We start from the raw sequence: 19,610 nt of genomic DNA on the forward strand, positions 1-19,610 counted from the left end.
GCATCATGGAGAAACGGACAATTGTCCGTTAATTTGAAATTTGACAAGAGAGAATCAGCAGAAGATGCTGAGTCGGATGGAGGGAATACATGTCTTCAGGAAAAAACATTGCAGCAACAGAAGCCCCGTTTTCAATGCGAAGCATATTAGGGCCGTTGGTGGCAATTGTGGTTGGAATTTTCATGGTCATTTTGGACGGAACGGCAGTAAACGTTGCTCTTCCTAAGCTGCAAGAGGAATTTAAACTATTGAACTTGTCCTTAGTACAGTGGACCGTGATCGGATATGCGCTGGCACAAGCAGCGGTCATTCCTTTAGCGGGCTGGCTATCCGACAGATTTGGCGCCAAGAAAATATTCTTGATCTCAGTAGGTCTATTCACGATTGGTTCTGGTCTATGTGCGCTGGCTAATTCGGTTGAAATGCTGATTACTTTCCGTATCATCCAAGGCCTAGGTGGCGGTGTTGTTGTACCGATTGCCATGGCGTTCATCTATCGTCTGTCGCCGCCGGGAAAAGTAGGGGCCGTCATGGGCATGATGGGTATTCCGATCTTGCTGGGGCCGGCACTTGGCCCCGTTGTTGCAGGCTGGTTGGTTGAGTATCATAGCTGGCAGTGGATATTCCTGATTAACCTGCCTATCGGTGTCATCGGAATTATTCTCGGAATCCGTACATTACCGAATATTGGGCGGCAGTCGGTTGCATCCTTGGATTTATTAGGCATGCTGTTAGGGCCAATTGCCTTTGCAGCGCTAGTATACGGCGTTTCTAACGGTGGGATTGACCCGATTACCGGGAAATCCACATGGATGGATGCGGATACGCTAATCGGCTCAGGAATCGGTATTGTGGCGCTTATTTTATTCATTATCGTGGAGTTAAGACGTGAGAATCCGCTGCTCGAGCTTCGCGTTTTCCGCTCAGGTAATTTTACGAAAGGGATCATCGTACAATGGATTTCACAGATTGCGATGTTCGGAACCATGTTCCTTGTCCCTCTATATTTGCAACAGGCTCATGGCTATAGTCCTTTGAAAACAGGGCTCATCATGCTTCCGCAAGCGCTGGCTTCCGGTTTATTTATGCCAATTGGCGGTAAACTGTCCGATCGTTTCGGAGCTCGTCCGCTCGTCTTGGCGGGTATGGCTCTTACAACGATTTCAGCCTTGTTACTGTCAAATATTTCTGCAGATTCAGGTATAGGTACAGTGATCCTGCCGCTTGCACTGCTAGGCGCGGGAATGGGACTGTTTATGATGCCTCTCAATAATCATTTGATCCAATCTGCACCACAGAATTTGGTTGGACGTGTAACGTCGCTCACGAACGCCGCACAGCAAGTTATGATGTCCTTCGCTATCGCTATTTTGATGACGATCTTTACCACGAAGATGAAAAATGTAATGGTTGAATCAGGTAAGCAGAAGCCGGATTTAGACTTGTATGCTTCTTCCTTTGGGTACACATTCTTAATTCTGCTGGGTATCGCGGTTGTCGGCGGTTTGCTTGGTCTTATGCTGCAAAAACCCAAAAAGGTCGAAGGCGAGTCAACAGACGGTGCAGAAATTCCAATGATCGTTAGTCATTAAACTTAAATGAAAAGCCCGGTCCAGATGGAACCGGGCTTTTTTCGCAATAGAATCGAGGATCATTGATTTTGTGATCTGCTACTGGAGGATTGATTTTCTTTAAATGCCTCAGCCGCTTCCTCTGCGGAAAATTCCGTATCATCTTTACCTGGGACAGGCATTTTGTTTAACTCCGTAGTCTGTACTTCTGCCTTTGTTGCCTGATTATCTTGATTGGGCATTGTGACACCTCCTTTATTCAAATAACAACAAGGAATAGTTTCCCACTGTATGAAAATTTTTATACGGACACCGTGTACGAATATGACGATTGTCACCTCGATCCGGTGACTTGATTCACTTTTGAAACCCTCCCTGAAAAGTGATAATAAGACTATAAAATTCTTTAAGGGAGTGTTATTATATGAACTCAACAGTATCGTTGATGATTTCGGCTTTGATTTTCTTTTTCATTCTGCGTGGACAATTGAGTGGCATGCGTAAGCCGCTAAAAAAATCAGGAGTAACGTTACTGCTGCCTATCCTATACATTTCTACTTCGTTAATGCAATTGTTTGATCCAAAGCTGCATATTAGTGGAGAGCAAGTAATCATTGCTTTGTTGATCGGTATGATTGTTTCAATCCCGCTCATTGTGACGACCAACTTTGAAGTTCGAGACAATGGCAACACGTTTATTAAGCGTAACAAAACGGTCTTTGTACTGCTGATCGTGATCTTTGCACTTCGTTTCCTCGCAATTGCGACTATAAAATCAATTGATCCAAGCACACTTAGCTTTATGTGCAACCTGGTGACCTTTGGCTACATCGCGACTTGGCGGATCGTTAGTTTTATTAAATTCCGAGGTGTCAGCTCTTCGAAGCAAGCTGTGTTGAATGTTTAACTCCAATTGGAATAAATATCTATTGATTAATAACTTGAAGCTATTTAAAATAGTAAAAGTTGTTGAAAATTAAATAGGAACCCTCATCATCCTAGATGAGGTAGAGGTCGCGATGTTGAAGAGTACGTCGGAGGAAGTCCAGTAGAGACTGTTGATTCCGATGAAAAGGCAACATTGCCGAAGCCGCACGGTATACTGACCGTGTCTGGCTGGGGCCGTTTCCGAAAGGAGCGGAACTGTCATACTGCTGAGTCCAAAGCAGTGTGTTGTGCTATCTTGATACAGGATAAATGAGGGAGTAGAAGCTGCCTGACTTATTTAAGAGAGGCGGCTTTTTTGCGTTTTTAGCCTTCTATTTGAGAAAAGCTAACGGAAAACACGGTAAAGGGAGCGGACAGAAAATTGAAAGAGAACAAGTTACGTAGAGGTTTGAAGTCTCGCCATATGACGATGATTTCACTCGGCGGATCGATAGGAACAGGGTTGTTCCTAGCCAGCGGCGGGGCGATTCATACGGCTGGACCAGGCGGCGCGCTGTTAGCCTACTTCATCATTGGAATTATGGTTTACTTTTTGGTAACAAGCTTGGGAGAAATGGCGACATATATGCCGGTATCTGGAACATTCAGTACCTACGCAACCAAATTCGTAGATCCATCCTTAGGCTTCGCGCTAGGGTGGAATTATTGGTACAACTGGGCAATTACAATCGCGGCAGAGTTGTCCGCGGCGACTTTAATTATTAAATTCTGGCTGCCTGACAGCCCGTCTTTCTTATGGAGTGCTCTATTCCTTGCCTTGATGGTTGGTCTTAATTTATTGTCTGTTAAAAGTTACGGCGAGTCGGAATATTGGTTCGCTATGATCAAGATTGTCACAGTGATTGTGTTTATCGGTATCGGATTGCTTATGATCGTCGGCATCTGGGGCGGGAAGGCGGTTGGATTCAGTAATTTTACAGCGGGTGACGCGCCGATTTCGGGCGGCTTGCTTGCCGTACTTGGCGTTTGTATGGCTGCCGGCTTCTCCTTCCAAGGAACCGAACTCGTCGGTATTGCAGCAGGGGAGTCCGAGAATCCTCAGAAGAACGTTCCTCGCGCGATTCGCAGCGTGTTCTGGAGAATTCTATTGTTTTACATTTTGGCTATTTTCGTTGTTGGGATGCTGATTCCGTATTCCACAGATACGCTCTCTAGCGACAGTGTAGCAGCAAGTCCGTTTACGATTATTTTCGAAAAAGCAGGCTTAAGCATAGCAGCTTCTGTGATGAACGCCGTTATCCTAAGCTCGGTTTTATCCGCTGGTAACTCAGGGATGTACGCTTCCACACGCATGCTGTGGGTATTGGCCAAAGAAGGTAAAGCGCCTAAAATATTCGCTAAATTAAATAAAGCCGGGATTCCGGTTTACGCCTTGCTCGCGACAGCTGCACTTGGAATGCTTACTTTCCTTGCCTCCTTTTTTGGAGATGGTCAAGTATACATTTGGCTATTGAACGCGTCAGGTATGTCCGGTTTCATCGCGTGGCTTGGTATTGCCATAAGCCATTACCGTTTCCGTAAAGCTTACGTTGCACAGGGGCGCAAAGTAGCTGATCTTCCATACCGCTCCATCTGGTTCCCGTTCGGGCCGATCTTGGCAGGCGTCATGTGTATGATTGTTATTATTGGCCAAAGCATGAGCGCTTTTTCGGACGGTCACGTGGACTGGAAGTTCTTACTGGCTTCCTATATAGGAATTCCATTATTCTTGGTATTCTGGCTGGGTTACAAGTGGAAATACAAAACAAAAGTATTAAAGCTGGAAGAATGCAGTTTGGATACTACCTCTGATTAATTGAATAAATTTGGATACTACCGAAGATTAATTAAATAAATTTGGATTTGGGATTATGTCCATGTATACTTTGCTTTTTATTGGGCAATAATAGTTGTTATTGCGTTAAAAACGGAAAAGAAAGAAACCTGTTTACCGGATAATGTTCGTATTATAAAATGTATCCATATTGGAATTGAAAATTGAATGAAGTATTGCCTGCAATATGGTTAATCTCTCCTTTCAGGTAGACGCAAGAATGAAGAAGCTGTGATCAATGATCCAGCTTCTTTTATGTTTTGGGTCTGGGGTAAGTGAAGCTTAACCCCTATTTATTTGTGTGCTCTCCAGAATAAGCGCGGTTTCCGCGCTTATTCTATTTAAAGAATTTATATGTTTTGGGTTGGAGCGAACTTTAACGAGAAGAAGTGACTACGGTTGGGTAAGCCTGCAATTATACATGCTTTTTTCTTTGAATAGCTCCTAATCGTAAAAGCCTGCAATCGTGCAGGCTTTTACGGTCATTTTTTAATTTCAGGATGGAAAAGCTAAAAATTACTGCATAATAGCAGGCGTTTCCTCTATTCAAACGATTTTAGCAAAATACCTGCACTTTCGCAGTTATTATGGGGATTCAGCTGCAAAACGCTATAGTCTTCTTGTACACCGGAGAACAGCGAGTAGTTCCTTGCAAAGAAACTCGCCAAGTAACAGCCGTGTCGTGAATTACCGCCTCATGCACAAAAGAATGGGTTACACCAAGGATCTGAGGCAGAGCCTGAGGTTCTTTTTATGCTCGGGGTCATTGAATAAGTTAAAATAATATTAGACTCATGAAATTTATGTTTGGAGTTGATATTAATGTACTTGCGAAGCCTTGAGATTCTGAGGAATAATCAGACGGATCCGAAAAGTTATCCATTTTCCATACCTGCGGTGAAATCTTTAAAATCGCTTGCTTTTCGAACGAATGTCACCTTTCTTGTTGGGGAGAATGGTTCGGGCAAATCCACGCTCCTTGAAGCAATAGCTTATCAAAGCGGATTTAATACGGCTGGCGGAGGGAAGAACAATGACTATGATGTGGATGCTTCGCATTCCATTCTGGGGGATCATATTCGTCTTTCTTGGATGCCTAAAATCACGAACGGCTTTTTTCTAAGAGCAGAGACGTTTTATCATTTTGCCTCACATTTGGATACTTTGCCCGAAAGTTTGCAATATTATGGTGGTCGTTCTTTACATGAGCAATCGCATGGTGAAGCGTTTCTGTCTCTTTTTAAACATCGTTTTGGAAAAAAGGCGATTTACCTTCTCGACGAACCTGAGGCGGCGTTATCCCCTGCAAGGCAATTGGCATTAATGCGGGTTATCAAAGATTTAGAGAAAGAAGCTCAGTTCATCATTGCAACACATTCTCCGATACTTCTCGGATTCCCAGATGCGCAGATTATTAACTTTGATGTTCATCCCATAGAGGAAATTAGATATGAGGACACGCTGCACTACATTGTCACCAGACGGTTTCTTGAAAACCGAAAGACAGTCCTGCAGGAGCTTTTTTCCGAATCAGATGATATAAATGAATGAAAAACGTAACGGAGACTTTAATACGAAATCAAGAAGGAGGGAATCATAACCACAACAAATCATTAAAACAAGGGAGTATGGCCAATGAATTCAAATCATGTACCATTGACGTCATCAGAAATAGGAAACTTGTGGATGACTTATCAAGAGAAAACAATGTTATTGAGGTTCTTAGAGTATTTCCTTGAACATGCTGAAAATGAAGAAGTTCAACAAATCTTAAAATCGACTTACGATTCAACGGAACAAATGGTAGGATCCATTAAACACATTTTCCAACAAGAAGGAGCCGTTATTCCACTTGGATTTACAGGTAACGACATTAATAAAGGAGTTCCTAAGTTATTTGATTATCTATATGAACCCATGTTTTTACATATGATAAGCAAGATTGAAGCTAGTCTTTTTGCGTTGTACTCAACAATGTCCTATCGGAAAGATATAAGACAACTATTTAAGCAATTAACAGCAAACGCACAAGAAATGTTTGACCAATGTACACAATTTCTATTGGACAAAGGGGTACTTGTCCGCCCGCCTTTTATGACCATGCCCAAAGAAGTTGCCTTTGTTAAAGATAAAAATTATTTATCAGGTTTTAATTTGCTAAGGGAAACAAGAGCATTAAATGCTATTGAAATTTCCCTGATCCATCATGCCATTGAGACAAACCTTACAGGCATGCAATTAATGATTGGATTCGCCCAAGTCGCACAGGATAAACTTGTAAAAGAATATTTTATTGAAGGAATGAATTTGTCAAAGGACGTTGAAACTACACTAGGTGAATTTTTACGTAAGGATTACATAGAACCGCCTGCTACTCATGCAGGGAAAGCAACGAATTCAACGATTGCTCCATTTTCGGATAAGTTAATGATGTATATCACCAATTTATTAGGATCATTTAGTATTGGGAGTAATGCACTTGGTGGAGCTTTTAGTTTACGAAGTGATTTGCTGTTGACGATGGCGCGACTTACTCAGAAGATTGTACCCTTTGTCAAAGATGGTGGAGAAATCTTGATCAAATACGGCTGGATGGAGGAGCCGCCACAAGTAGAAGATAGAAGACAACTAACGAAATCGTGACTGAAAATGTGTTGTTCATTTTTTAACTAATGAAGGACTAAACCTTAATAAAAGTGGAAGAGGCTGCCGACATAATGGATCGGCAGCCTTCTTGGTTAACAGGCAGTTATCTTTAAAAGATAATTGCAAATTCATGCGATTCGTTAAAAATCCGAATAAGCTGCTGCATTAAAACTTTCCGGACCGACCCGAAGCGGTAGGGTGCTATTGGAACTTATGAATGCGGAATAAATAAGTTGGCTAGTAGGAGGAGCTGGGACGTTGTAATCTGATCCTGTAACGGTATAAGGAAAGATAAGAGACCCCTCTACTGGTGCTGTAGCTGGTATGGTTAGATTAGCGGAGTACACCAATGGATCTGTTATCAGTGTTCCTCTTACAACTTGGATAAGGATAGTTAAATCTGTTGCGTTACCTGGAAACGAAATGGTTGCAGTTGCAGTAAATTGAACACGTATGAGTCCTCCTGGATTCAAACATTCTAGCCCAACCTGTCCAAATAGTGTGGGAGTGCTGGAGGTCGAAGAACTGATCGATTGTTGAAAACTAGCATTTTGCGATGTTCTTGCATCTAATAACCAAGGCATTAAATACACCTCCTTTTTGACGAAGCTTATTTATTATATGAAGCCATATTGAGAAAAGGTTGTATGCTTTGTCCTATTTATGCGTTGTCGGTTAAGCTGGATTCAAACGAGATTGAGTGCCTAGAGGAGTCTTATGTAATGGATACGGCAATCTAAACTAGAAAGACGGACCACTGCATGTACAGTGGTCCGTCTTTCTCTTTAAGGAAAATTGGATTTGCCCATAGTAAAATAAGGCTGTAATTTATAGATTAAAATGTATAGATCAAATGTTGGGATTGATAGTTAATTCGGCAATTTAAGGAGGCAATAGTGTCTTGAAATGAGGTTTCGATGGGTAGAAAAAAGGGGAAGGGGTATTGCCTTGCCAAGTCAATCCTCAAGAACTTGAATCATGGGCATTTGGTTTATTAATCGGTAATGTTTCTCATATAATATTCAATAATATCTTTCCTGCGAATAATGCCAATGAAAATATTGTCATCATCTACAACCGGAACGAAATTTTGATCAGCTGCTAGCGCCAGCATATCTTCCATGTTTGCATGAATGGAAACGGACTCATTGTGAATATGTTTCTCGATTTCGCTCACTTGCACTTGATGGATATTATCAAAATGAATCCCAGGTGTATTCTTTAACGTCCATAACAGGTCACCTTCCGACAATGTACCCGTATATTTCCCGTCACTATCAACAAGAGGAAGAGCTGTATAATAGTGATTTTCTAATTGTTCTAACGCTTCCTTCATGGAAGCTGACGATGTGATAAAGGCAACCTTGTCTTTGGGTAATAGAAAAGAGGCTATCTTCATAGGTATAAACTCCTTTTCTCTGAAATTTCAAATAACGATATGTTAATTAAAACATAAATATCTTACAAAGACATTGAAAGTTGTTTCCATTTTAGCATGAGTCGCCAGAATATGTCATACAGGATCGAATACCGGTAGCCTAATAAATGAGTTCATCCAATACTTGCGATAGCCTAACCAGATCCTCCCTAATGTCCCGACAAGACCTACCGATCATACTCAACTCTTTCCAGCCTTCCTCAATCTCGGCAATCATCAGGTCGATATCTCCATTCGTGATCTTTCTTTCCTCCATATTGGTCAGCATTCTAAGCTCCTTTAATCATGATAATGTTTCAATAGTATAAGTTTCGTTATGTAGTTCGCGAATGAGGGTGTAGAAGACAGTCGAATAATAAACTGAACTGTTCGAGCGGGATATTTTAATTAAAATCAATTCTTATCTTCTATTTTAAAACTATATATTGCATCATTAGTACAGAATCATAAGCTCAAGAGTAAAGGGGATGTGCTGCTCAAATGAGTAAAATTCAGGAATTTAACGCGCTGCATGAATCCAATGAAGTTTTATTGCTGGGGAACGCCTGGGACCTACTCTCCGCTCTGTCACTTGAGAAAGCCGGATTCAAAGCCATCGGTACAACGAGTTGGGGAGTAGCGCAAAGCTTAGGATATTCGGACGGCGAAATGATTGAATTTGCCATACAGCTTAATGTTGTGAAAATGATCGTAGATCATGTGAAAATACCTGTTACTGCAGACATTGAGTCTGGTTATGGAAAAGACGATCAAATGATAGTCGACAATGTCTTAAAACTTGCAGATTTAGGTGCTGCAGGAATTAATATAGAGGATTCGCTCAAGAACCAAGCTGGTCTCAAACCATTGGACCAACAATGCCATCTTTTATCGAAAATTAGAACAGCATTAGAGAAAAATGGCTATCAAGGATTTTATATCAACGCGAGGACGGATACCTACTTACAAAATCAAAATCCTCTAAATGAAACGATTGACAGAGCAAATGCCTATGTCGAAAGCGGAGCAAGCGGTATTTTTGTTCCCGGATTGAAAGAAGATGACGAAATTAGAGCAATTCTATCTCAAACAAATGCCCCACTAAATATTATGTCTTTGCCGGGACTTACTAACTGTAATAAGCTTAAGGAGCTTGGAATCAAAAGGTTAAGTATTGGAGGTGCGTTATATCGGAAGGTTAACAACTTATTGGATCATTGTGCGGCTCAGATTTATGAGTCTCAGGATACATCGATATTATTTAATTAAATAAATATGAAATCGTATAACCTGAAGAGCAGAGGCCACCGCCTTTGCTCTTTTTGTATGGAATTTTGATCATAATCTTAAGTTTAGTTGTGTCAAATAAACTTGACATTATGTTTGGTAGACAATATACTATGTAAAGAATACTTTACTTATTAGTAAATGTTAACAAAAAAAGGAGAGGTGAATATGTCCTTTCAAGAAAAGAAAAACATCGTATCTTTATTTACCACCTTACTCATTTTTTCTATTTATAGTATGTATGTGTTTCAAAAGTACCAAGAAGGGAGCTTTCATGCATCGAATGAATTCAGCTTCTGGGGAGCCTTTATCTTAATCTTAATCCCGGTGTCGATTGTAGCAAAAGTCATCATTCATATCGTATTCAGTATACTTAATACCCTAGCAACGAAAGAGAAAGAACCCTTAATTACGGATGAGCTGGACAAATTAATTGCATTGAAATCCACGAGAAATTCTCATTATGTTTTTATCATTGGTTTTTTACTATCCATGATACCGCTGGTCATGGATCAACCACCCTATGTCATGTTCATCATACTTATTGGTTCAGGTTTATTGTCAGAGGTGGTTGGAATCAGCACACAGCTATATCTCTATCGAAAAGGAGTCTAAGATGGGCAAGGGGCACATTAGCAACAATATTCGGACCTTACGTTTTAATCATGATGAAATGACCCAACAACAATTAGCGGATAAAGCAGGAGTGACACGACAGACCATTGTTGCCATCGAGAAAGGAAATTACTCTCCATCTCTGGAATTAGCTTTTCGTATTGCTAACGTCTTCGGCCGAAAGTTAGAAGAAGTGTTCTCTTTTGAGGAAAATTAGGAGGGGTTAGAAATGACAAACCGTAACAACGAAGCTTCACCGCTTTTTTATGCTAGAATCGCTGGGATCGGGCTTCTACTTATGGCCATACTTGCTATGTTTTCTAATTTTTCTGTTCTTGAGGGTCTAATTATTCCGCATGATGCAGCAGCAACGGTTAATAACCTCATAGCCAATGAGATGTTATTTCGGAGTGGATTTATCAGCTTTATCATCGTGCTTATTCTTGATTTGCTGGTAGCTTGGGCACTATATGTTCTGCTCAAACCCGTTAATAAGAATCTTGCTATGCTCGCGGCGTGGTTTAGGTTGGTCTACACCGCTATTTTTGGGATCGCCTTGTCTAATTTATTAAATGTTTTGCCACTTCTAAGGGGTGCTGAATACTTGAAGGCATTCACAACAGATCAATTAAAGTTATACGCTCAGGTGATGTTACTGATCGATGCATTTAAAAATGGATGGCTGATTGGTCTGGTATTTTTTGGATTCCATTTGCTGTTCGTTGGTTATTTAATCATCAAGTCGGGAGGCTATATTCCAAGAATAATTGGGATCTTCTTGATCCTTGCATCTGCGGGATATGTCATAGATAGTCTTGCTCATTTTCTTCTACCCAACTACGCCGACTACCAAACGATATTCCAACTGATTGTAGCCGTACCGGGTGTGATCGGGGAGCTATCCTTAGCTTTCTGGCTTCTGATTAAGGGGGTAAGGGTTCAACAACGGCAATAGCTATCCAAAAGAAGAGGGATACTTATTGGATTATGGTTTCGAACAATATGACGAATTAGACCGAACAAAATGCCCCCTCAATCCCTCACAACCCTCAACAGGCAACAAATTACCTACCCATCACAAACAACTGTCCGTTCTTCCGCGACACTCCTTTCGGTACAATGAAAGCGCATACTGTTTCGCGAAGGAGAAATGAATCATGAACTTTGACCTGAACGTTGTACCTTTCAGCCGGAGAGAATCGTTCCTAGCGATTTCGCTTCTGCCTGAAGCCCAAGATCGACAACAAGGCCTGTATCTGCGCACCGTACGTGGCGGCGATGATAAATTCGGTGAGGCGTTTCATATCGATATGCTGGATGAAAGCGGTCAATCCGTGCCATTCCAGGCAATAGCTTGCCCGGAGTTGATCCGGCTTGAATCGACGGCAGGCATAACGGCTGAAATATGTATCTCGGATCGCCGAACATTTCGGATTCGTACGAAAGGCTGTGGAATCCGCTTAACTTTCCGCACGGCTGCTTACGATTACGCGTATCAAGCAGCTTCCAGCAGCTGGGAAGTGAACAGCTTCACCCATGAATGCAGGTTCATGCTGACAGCGCTAGTTGGCGACTTGAAGATGGAAGTGCCATGGGACAAAATTAAGAGTTCCTACGTAATCGCAGACTTCTTGCCTGAAGGCAAATCGGGCATTTCCGAGTTTGCTGTAGAGGAATTCCACACCGTGTGGGAGCCGCGCAATGCTTGGGAATCCTTCGATGACGCTGTGAAACAAGTGAAGGAAGAGTTTAACCAATGGCTGGATCGCTCTCTGCATTTGCCTGAACGCTTGCACGAAAGTCGGGAACTTGCGGCTTATATCACGTGGTCCTGCCTCGTTCCGGCAGAGGGGTGCCTGACCCGACCTGCAATGTATATGTCGAAGAACTGGATGACGAATATTTGGAGCTGGGATCACTGCTTCAATGCGATGGCGCTAGTTCGCCATGATCCAAAGCTGGCATGGGATCAATTCATGATTTTCTTTGACCGTCAGGATGAGAGTGGCTTGATTCCGGATTTCATCAATAATAAGTACGAGCTCTGGAACTGCAACAAGCCTCCGATTCACGGTTGGACCCTTTCCTGGATGATGGCCAGAACGGACTATATTAAGGATGCGCAGCTTCGGGAGGTCTATGAACCACTCTCTAAATGGACGAAATGGTGGTTCCGATATCGCGACGGCGATGGAGATGGCATTCCGCAATACAATCACGGTAATGATTCTGGCTGGGACAACAGCACAGCCTTCAATAATGGCATTCCAGTAGAAAGCCCGGATTTAGCGGCTTTTCTCATTCTACAAGCAGAACTGCTTGCTGAGATTGCGGGACTGCTCGGGTATGCGGAGGAAGCGAGCGAATGGCGGCGCCTTGCGGAGGGCACACTTGAGAAGATGATTCGTCATTTCTGGAAGGATGGCCGCTTCACGGCTTGCAGCTCCGGCACGCATGAGTTATCCGAAGGGGACAGTCTCCTCTTGTTCGTTCCCATCCTTTTAGGCAAACGTCTGCCCGAGCAGATCCGCACAGCTTTGCTGAAGGGGCTAAGGGATGAAGAGCGGTTCTTAACCACGAATGGTTGGGCGACAGAGAGTGTGAAAAGTCCTTTCTACAATCCGGACGGCTATTGGCGAGGTCCGATCTGGGCACCGTCAACCATGCTGCTCGTGGAAGGAGCAGCCGCAGCGGGTGATCGTGAACTGGCAGAAGAGGTAGCGCGCCGATTCTGCAGTATGCTGGATCGCAGCGGAATGGCCGAGAATTTTGACGCGATTACGGGACAAGGTTTGCGTGATCGGGCTTTTACATGGACATCGAGCGTGTTCTTGATTTTAGGAAATGAGTACACAACTTAAATAAAACCTGCACTTCCTCCTGTTACAAAATGAGCAGAGGGGAGGTGCTTTTCCGGTTTGAGGGCATCGGAACTCAATATTTGAATAGGGAAGCTAACGCGGCCTATGTTGGAATCTCATGGATGGAAGATACATTGTTCGCTGAAAGTGTTCCATGCTACACTTAAGAGTAAGATTTTTCAGAGAAGCTGGAGGGAGGGTGCGATCATCAAAGATTATTTGCAGAAGCGATTCAACATCCGCCTTTTATCTGGCTCTTATCGGAGCATTCGCACGAAGCTGCTCTTCTGTTTTCTCATTGTGACGATTATTCCGCTGCTCTCGCTTGGGGCCTTGTCTTACTATCAGTCCGCGAAGGTCATTAATTCTCAGTTTGGCAAATATGGGGAGAACGCTGTGGCGCAGTTGGAGCAGCAGATGAGTTCCTATTTGAATCGGATGAATCAGACGACGGAGACGGTTTATTCTTATTTACTTGATCCTGCAAGGGTCGATCTAGGGAACCAGGTTCCGACGACTTATAAAGAAATTATGGATAAGGATGATTTTGAAGTTCTTCTGAAAGCGCTTAAAACTGATCGGACGACTGGCATTTATATTATTACGAGCTCCGGCTACTATTATGGAGAAAATAATCTTGATGTCTCGAAGCTCAGCCGTATTCCGGCTTGGCAGTCCATGTCGGGCGCTAATGAAGGGAAGTACTGGCTAGGATTTTATGCTCAGAATCATGGGATGAAGGAAACCGAAGATTCCGGGATGCCCGTTCTGGGCTTAGCTGTCCCGATTAACAATCCATACGGAGCGCTGCGGGGAAGCAAAATTCTTATTGAGGAGAATGCTGAAGATCTGCTTCATATGTTTAGGCTATTCGAGAACGATACGAAGGCTCATCTCCGAATAGCAGATCCGCAGGGGCGAATTATATATGAGACAGTAACTGCCTTCACATCGCAAACCAGTGATATTGTTTGGAACAAAACACTTGCGGCTAATCAATGGACGATCGAGGCGAGGCTGCCTGCCCAGTCGTTTTATCGCTCCTCCGGCATTATAAGATCGAATACCATTATGGTTGCTGTTGCTTCATGTCTATTGGCTTTTGGGTTAGCGTATCTATTCTCATCTCGATTCACCGCGCGGATTCGCCGTCTTAAGGATGCGATGCAGAAGGTCAGCTTCGGTAAGCTGCATACAAGGACTCAGGTTGAAGTCAATGATGAGCTGGGCATTTTGGATACTAGTTTTAACAATATGGTTGGAGGCATTCAGACTTTGATTGGCGAGGTTGAACGGAGCGAGCGGCTGAAGAAGGAAGCGGAGCTGAAGGCCTTCCATTATCAGATCAACCCGCATCTGCTCTTCAATACACTTAACTCCATTCAATGGAAAGCCAGGCTTCAAGGAGCAGAGGATATCCGCCAAATGCTGTACCATCTCACGATGGTGCTTGAAGGTAATCTAGATATCTCGCAGGAGCTGATATCGCTTGGCCGAGAGCTGCGGATGATTGAGCATTTTCTGAAAATCCAAGAGGTCCGATATGGCCCTGTTTTCAAGTATGAACTGGCATGCGATGAACAGCTCAAGCGTTATCTAATTCCCCGAATGACACTGCAGCCGTTGTTCGAAAATATTTTCTTCCATGGCTTCGAAGATGGCAAGGGAATGATTCGCCTGACCGTTCGGGATGAAGGCAATCATTTACGGCTTACACTATCCGATAATGGAGCGGGTATTCCTGCGGATAAGCTGAAGCACCTGCTTCGGCCAAGCGATACGAAGCGTAAGGGCAGAGGAGGCTTAGGCGTGCAAAATGCAGATCAGAAATTCAAACTGCATTTTGGCCTGCAGCATGGGCTAACGGTCCAATCTATCCAAGGAGAAGGGACAACGATCATCATAGAATGGCCAAAGAAGGAGGAGAGTCCGCATGGAAACAATCAAGACCATTAAGGTGATTATCGCAGATGACGAGAGCATCGTTCGTAAAGGACTTCGTTCCACGGTTCCTTGGGATAAATACGGAATGGAAGTGGTGGCGGACGCCCCGAATGGCCGCAAAGCTTGGGAAGCTTTCCTTGAGCATCGGCCACAAGTTGTCATTACTGACATTGTTATGCCCGAAATGGACGGAATCGAATTGTCACGCCGAGTCAAGGAAACAGCACCCGATACGAAAATCATTCTGCTCAGCTGTCACCGGGATTTCGAGTACGCTCAGCAGGGAATGAAGCTGGGAGCAGCCGGCTATCTGCTCAAAACCGCCTTCGAGGATGAAGAGCTGGAAGGCATGTTGGCGAAGTTTCAACATGAGCTTGCGACAGCTCCTTCGGCACCAGCAGCTGCCCAGACAGTTGGCTGCGAAGATGAAGATGAGCGGCTCGGTACCTTGCTCTATGCTTGGTTGAATGGCCACAATGACAAACTTGTCGGGGAGATGGAGAAACGCACCCGCGAGGTGTGGTCTTTCCACAGTGAGCCGGTTTACACTTATCTGATCAAAACTTCCGGGTGTGAAGCGTCATGGCTAGATCTGTTGAAGGAAGCGCTAGAGGAAGATCGCCAGCTATGTAAAGGGGCAGTCATTCCCTATGGGGATGACCGCTGCTACTTTATCGTGCCCGAATCGCTTCTAAATGCTGCGGAGAGCTTGCTTGTGGAGAGAAAGAGCGAGAATGCGAAGCTGCAATGGGCCAGAAAAGGGCCGCTTACAAGTACAGAGGAACGTCTTGAAGCGTTGTTAGTCCTGCATAAAGCTGCGGAACTGGAGAAAGCCTATGGCGTAACAGCCGCAGATTGGCCGGAGCCGATCTGGAAAGCGGTTAAGCTTCTGCATGACAATCCAGCGGCTGAATGGTCTGTCAGCGATGTGGCTGGACAGGTTGGTCTCAGCCGAAGCCACTTCTCTATTATTTTCAAGAAAACGCTGGGAGACAGCTTTGTGGCTTTTCAATACAAACGTAAGCTCAAGCTGGCCTACGGATTATTAAAGGATACAACGCTGACGATGCAGGATATTGCTGAGCGCACGGGGCTTGGAGACAGTAAATATTTCAGCAAATGGTTCAAGCGCTGCACAGGCCAAACGCCGAGCCAGTACAGAGCCGAACATAAAGACGGCACCCTCCGAACATATGGACACCCACCTCGGTGAATCGAACAAAAACGCACAAACATTCGAATAGTTATCGGTTTTGAACCGCTTTCATTTTAGTTATGATGAAAGCGGTTCAATTATTATCTACTCATTCACGGATAGGGGAGCTGACAGAATGATCAAGAAACTTTCACTCATTGTTCTTACGACTGCAATGGCGGTGACGACGCTTACAGCATGCACCAGCAATAACGAAGGTACGACTAGCAAGGCGACACAACCGGCGAAAGGTAGCGATGCTGCCAAAGAGAAGACGCTTCGATTCGCTACATGGGATACCGGGGATGCGCTGAAGATCGAGCAGGATATCGCGAAGAAGTTTGAAGCGAACCATCCAGGAACGAAGGTTCAGGTAGAAGCGTATGCCGATGGTTTTGACCAGAAGCTAGCTGCGGGTTTCGGCGCTACGAATCCTCCCGATGTCATGTACATGTGGGACTTTCCAACGTATCATCAATCGCTTGAGCCGCTGGGCACCTACGCTGATGGGGACAAGGATCTGAAAAAGGAAGATTTCTACAAAGGGTTGTTCAATTACGCGACGATCGAGAACAAGCTCTATGGAATCCCAGCTGGCTTCACGACTCGTGTCGTGTATTACAACAAGAAGATGTTTGATGATGCTAAGATTCCTTATCCGAAGGACGGCTGGACATGGGATGATTTCCAGGAAATCTCCAAGAAGCTGACGGATAAAGCCAAGAAACAGTATGGTTTCGGTGTTCGAGCGGATAACGATACGTACGATCTGCAAGGATTTGTATGGAGTAACGGCGGCTCTTATATTTCTAATGACGGCAAGACGATAAACGGCTTCATGAACAGCAAAGCAACTGCCGGAGCTATTCAAATGTTCGGGGATATGGTTAAGAACGGTTCGGCCGTACTCGCCGGAGGTAAAGGACAGCAAAGCGGTGAGGATATCTTCAAAGGCGGCAAAATCGCCATGTGGGAAAGCGGTATCTGGCCGCTGGAATCGTTCAAGGAAGCAGGCATTGATGTAGGGACAGTGGAGATGCCGGCTTTTCCAGGCAAACCAGTCAAAGGTGTGATTGCTGAATCAGCCCTATCTATTGCGAAGGATTCGAAACAGAAGGATTTGGCTTGGGAGTTTATCAAATATTATGTTTCCAATGAAGCGATTAAGATGCGCGTAGCGGATTTACCAGTCAGAGTAAGTGTCGTAAACGAGCTTAAGAAGGATCAGGATCCTCTGTACAAGCCGTTTTATACAATGCTGCAGCGCTCCGACAATTCGCCGGCGTTTCTGCTCAATGCCAAGTGGAACGAAGTGAACCGTCAGCTATCTTCGGCCGTAGAGGCAACTGTGCTTGGCAGTAATGCACAGGATGCGCTGGATCAAGCCGTCAAAGACAGCGAGCGTTATTTGAAATAAGATTTCTACAGAAAGAAGGTTAGGAGATGGCTCAGACCTACCCGCAGCAGGCAAACGCAGGGAAACCAATGGCCAGCCTCAAGCCTAGAAGGAAACTCAGTTGGGGTGGGGTAACTCCCTACCTCTTCATTTTCCCATGGATCTTCGGATTCCTAGTGTTCACTTTAGGGCCGTTGTTATTCTCGCTTATTATTTCATTTTTCGATTGGCCGATTGTAGGTAAAGTGCGCTTTATCGGTTTAGGTAATTATGTGAATATGTTTACGAAAGACCCGCTGTTCTGGAAATCGTTCTGGGTGACTATCAAGTTCGCAGCGCTGTTTGTTCCGCTCAATATAGCGGTTGCGCTTGGACTTGCGATACTTCTTAATCAGAAAATTCGCGGCAGCGCGATTTTTCGAACCGCGTTTTACTTGCCCTCTGTGATCTCAGGCGTGGCGCTAGCTATGATCTGGTCCTGGGTGTACAGCGGAGATTACGGCATTCTGAATTATTTTCTGTCGATTATCGGTGTGCAAGGTCCGGACTGGTTGAATAATAAACAATGGTCTCTGGTAGCGATGGTCGTTGCCAGCCTATGGGGACAAGGCTCGATGATGCTCGTTTTTCTTGCAGGGCTCAAGGGAATACCGAAGGATCTCTACGAATCTGCTTCGATCGATGGTGCTGGTAAGCTCAGACAATTCTTTAGCGTTACGATTCCGATGCTCAGCCCGACCATTATATTCAATCTGATTACATCCATCATCGCGGCGTTCCAACAGTTGACCCTTGCGCTCCTGCTCACCGGAGGCGGTCCGCTGAAATCAACGTATTTCTATGCGATGTATATGTATGAGAATGCTTTTAAGTTTTTTAAAATGGGTTATTCCGCGGCTAACGCATGGTTCATGTTCCTGATTGTCCTCAGTCTGACGTTCCTTGTATTCAAATCGTCAGAGGCTTGGGTGTTCTATGAAGGTGAAATGAAGCAAAAGTCACAGAAGAAAGTGAAATCAGGCGAAAGGAGGCGGTCTGCATGAAACGGATCATCGTTTATACGATGCTGATAATCTGCTCACTGCTGTTCGTCGCTCCGTTGTTCTGGGCGGTGACGACGGCGGTGAAATCCCCTTCGGAGCTGTACCTTTTCCCGCCAAAATGGATTCCTTCCGTTTGGAAATTCAGCAATTTCGCCGATGCATGGACGATTCAGCCTTTTACCTTATTCCTGGAAAATACCGTCATTGTGACGTTGATGTCAACGCTCGGCCAACTGATATCCTGTACGCTCGTAGCCTATGGGTTTGCGAGATTCGATTTTAAAGGGCGCGATCTGCTGTTTCTGATCGTGCTTGCTACGATGATGATCCCTTGGGAAGTCACCATGATCCCGCAGTATATGGAGTTTAACTATCTGGGCTGGATTAATACGCTCAAACCGCTTATAGTTCCGTCGTGGTTCGGCTCGGCTTATTTTATCTTCTTGCTGAGACAGTTCATTCTGACGCTTCCGCGTGAACTAGATGAGGCGGCAACGATCGATGGGGCTAACAAATTTGCTATTCTAGTGCGGATTATTGTTCCGCTCATGGGACCATCGCTCATCTTAGTCGGTGTATTTCAGATTATGAGTTGTTGGAACGATTATCTGGGACCGCTCATTTTCCTAAATGATCAGTCGAAATATACACTGACGCTTGGATTGTCGCAGTTCAAAGGGATGTTTGGCGTCGATATGCAGTCCATTATGGCGATTACCTGCCTGATCTCCATCCCGCCGCTGGCTGTGTTCTTCTTCGCGCAGCGCTATATTGTCGGTGGCATCGCCGGTACGGGGATTAAGGGGTAGATTGGTCCTTTCTATGATAAAAGTCATTGGAAATTATACAATCATATCCCATTTCCTGCAGTGAA

19 protein-coding genes and 1 riboswitch are annotated in these 19,610 nt (G+C 44.3%); of the genes, 15 read left to right on the forward strand and 4 right to left on the reverse strand.

The features are described 5' to 3' along the window. Positions 1–89: 89 nt before the first annotated feature. On the forward strand, positions 90–1,592 hold the full coding sequence (locus tag NYR53_RS05610; protein ID WP_261304283.1) for an MDR family MFS transporter: 1,503 nt from the start codon (positions 90–92) through the stop codon (positions 1,590–1,592). Positions 1,593–1,651: 59 nt separating this feature from the next. Here the strand turns inward: NYR53_RS05610 and NYR53_RS05615 are convergent, their stop codons facing one another. After that, the gene (locus NYR53_RS05615) at positions 1,652–1,813 is read right to left on the reverse strand and encodes a hypothetical protein (RefSeq protein ID WP_261304284.1); all 162 of its coding nucleotides are present in this window, start codon (positions 1,811–1,813) and stop codon (positions 1,652–1,654) included. 182 nt (positions 1,814–1,995) lie between these two features. On the opposite strand from NYR53_RS05615, the gene NYR53_RS05620 reads away from it, so the two are divergent. The 4 genes from NYR53_RS05620 to NYR53_RS05635 all read left to right on the forward strand — a co-directional run bounded on the left by NYR53_RS05620 (position 1,996) and on the right by NYR53_RS05635 (position 6,975). After that, a complete protein-coding gene (locus NYR53_RS05620; RefSeq protein WP_261304285.1) occupies positions 1,996–2,478 on the forward strand; it encodes a CcdC protein domain-containing protein in 483 nt (160 codons plus the stop codon). A 93-nt stretch (positions 2,479–2,571) separates the two neighbouring features. Beyond that, a riboswitch (Lysine riboswitch) is annotated at positions 2,572–2,760 on the forward strand. Positions 2,761–2,922: 162 nt separating this feature from the next. Continuing rightward, positions 2,923–4,314, forward strand: coding sequence for an amino acid permease (locus tag NYR53_RS05625; RefSeq protein ID WP_261306286.1), 1,392 nt, complete (start codon positions 2,923–2,925; stop codon positions 4,312–4,314). An 840-nt stretch (positions 4,315–5,154) separates the two neighbouring features. Next, a complete protein-coding gene (locus tag NYR53_RS05630) occupies positions 5,155–5,883 on the forward strand; it encodes an AAA family ATPase (RefSeq protein WP_261304286.1) in 729 nt (242 codons plus the stop codon). Positions 5,884–5,967: 84 nt separating this feature from the next. Further along, positions 5,968–6,975, forward strand: a complete 1,008-nt coding sequence (locus NYR53_RS05635; RefSeq protein WP_261304287.1) for a DUF3231 family protein — start codon at positions 5,968–5,970, stop codon at positions 6,973–6,975. A gap of 143 nt (positions 6,976–7,118) precedes the next feature. Here NYR53_RS05635 and NYR53_RS05640 read toward each other — a convergent pair whose 3' ends face one another. From NYR53_RS05640 to NYR53_RS05650, 3 genes are all read right to left on the reverse strand, one after another. Further along, a complete protein-coding gene (locus NYR53_RS05640; protein WP_261304288.1) occupies positions 7,119–7,562 on the reverse strand; it encodes a hypothetical protein in 444 nt (147 codons plus the stop codon). A gap of 410 nt (positions 7,563–7,972) precedes the next feature. Beyond that, a complete protein-coding gene (locus NYR53_RS05645; RefSeq protein WP_261304289.1) occupies positions 7,973–8,377 on the reverse strand; it encodes a CBS domain-containing protein in 405 nt (134 codons plus the stop codon). 139 nt (positions 8,378–8,516) lie between these two features. Next, the gene (locus NYR53_RS05650; RefSeq protein ID WP_261304290.1) at positions 8,517–8,684 is read right to left on the reverse strand and encodes a hypothetical protein; all 168 of its coding nucleotides are present in this window, start codon (positions 8,682–8,684) and stop codon (positions 8,517–8,519) included. A 212-nt stretch (positions 8,685–8,896) separates the two neighbouring features. Between NYR53_RS05650 and NYR53_RS05655 the strand changes: the two genes are divergently transcribed. From NYR53_RS05655 to NYR53_RS05700, 10 genes are all read left to right on the forward strand, one after another. Beyond that, positions 8,897–9,664 carry an isocitrate lyase/PEP mutase family protein gene (locus NYR53_RS05655; protein WP_261304291.1) on the forward strand — a complete coding sequence of 256 codons (768 nt, stop codon included), beginning with the start codon at positions 8,897–8,899 and terminating at the stop codon, positions 9,662–9,664. 186 nt (positions 9,665–9,850) lie between these two features. Then, entirely contained in the window at positions 9,851–10,297 is a 447-nt protein-coding gene (locus NYR53_RS05660) for a hypothetical protein (protein ID WP_261304292.1), read from the forward strand. Between the two features lies 1 nt (position 10,298). Next, positions 10,299–10,514, forward strand: a complete 216-nt coding sequence (locus tag NYR53_RS05665; protein WP_047687461.1) for a helix-turn-helix transcriptional regulator — start codon at positions 10,299–10,301, stop codon at positions 10,512–10,514. Positions 10,515–10,526: 12 nt separating this feature from the next. Next, on the forward strand, positions 10,527–11,252 hold the full coding sequence (locus NYR53_RS05670; RefSeq protein WP_261304293.1) for a DUF4386 domain-containing protein: 726 nt from the start codon (positions 10,527–10,529) through the stop codon (positions 11,250–11,252). 202 nt (positions 11,253–11,454) lie between these two features. Continuing rightward, positions 11,455–13,158 (forward strand): amylo-alpha-1,6-glucosidase, encoded by a 1,704-nt coding sequence (locus NYR53_RS05675; protein WP_261304294.1) that lies wholly within the window; start codon positions 11,455–11,457, stop codon positions 13,156–13,158. A 219-nt stretch (positions 13,159–13,377) separates the two neighbouring features. Beyond that, entirely contained in the window at positions 13,378–15,114 is a 1,737-nt protein-coding gene (locus NYR53_RS05680) for a sensor histidine kinase (protein ID WP_261304295.1), read from the forward strand. Beyond that, positions 15,092–16,315, forward strand: coding sequence for a response regulator transcription factor (locus tag NYR53_RS05685; protein WP_261304296.1), 1,224 nt, complete (start codon positions 15,092–15,094; stop codon positions 16,313–16,315). The genes NYR53_RS05680 and NYR53_RS05685 overlap by 23 nt, the downstream gene beginning before the upstream one ends. A 118-nt stretch (positions 16,316–16,433) precedes the next feature. After that, complete coding sequence (locus NYR53_RS05690; protein ID WP_261304297.1) at positions 16,434–17,714, forward strand: ABC transporter substrate-binding protein; 1,281 nt, start codon at positions 16,434–16,436, stop codon at positions 17,712–17,714. 68 nt (positions 17,715–17,782) lie between these two features. Continuing rightward, a complete protein-coding gene (locus NYR53_RS05695; protein ID WP_261306287.1) occupies positions 17,783–18,736 on the forward strand; it encodes a carbohydrate ABC transporter permease in 954 nt (317 codons plus the stop codon). After that, complete coding sequence (locus NYR53_RS05700) at positions 18,733–19,545, forward strand: carbohydrate ABC transporter permease (RefSeq protein ID WP_261304298.1); 813 nt, start codon at positions 18,733–18,735, stop codon at positions 19,543–19,545. The genes NYR53_RS05695 and NYR53_RS05700 overlap by 4 nt, the downstream gene beginning before the upstream one ends. Positions 19,546–19,610 lie beyond the last annotated feature (65 nt).

Origin of the sequence: Paenibacillus andongensis (assembly GCF_025369935.1) — a bacterium.
GTDB lineage: Bacteria > Bacillota > Bacilli > Paenibacillales > NBRC-103111 > Paenibacillus_E > Paenibacillus_E andongensis.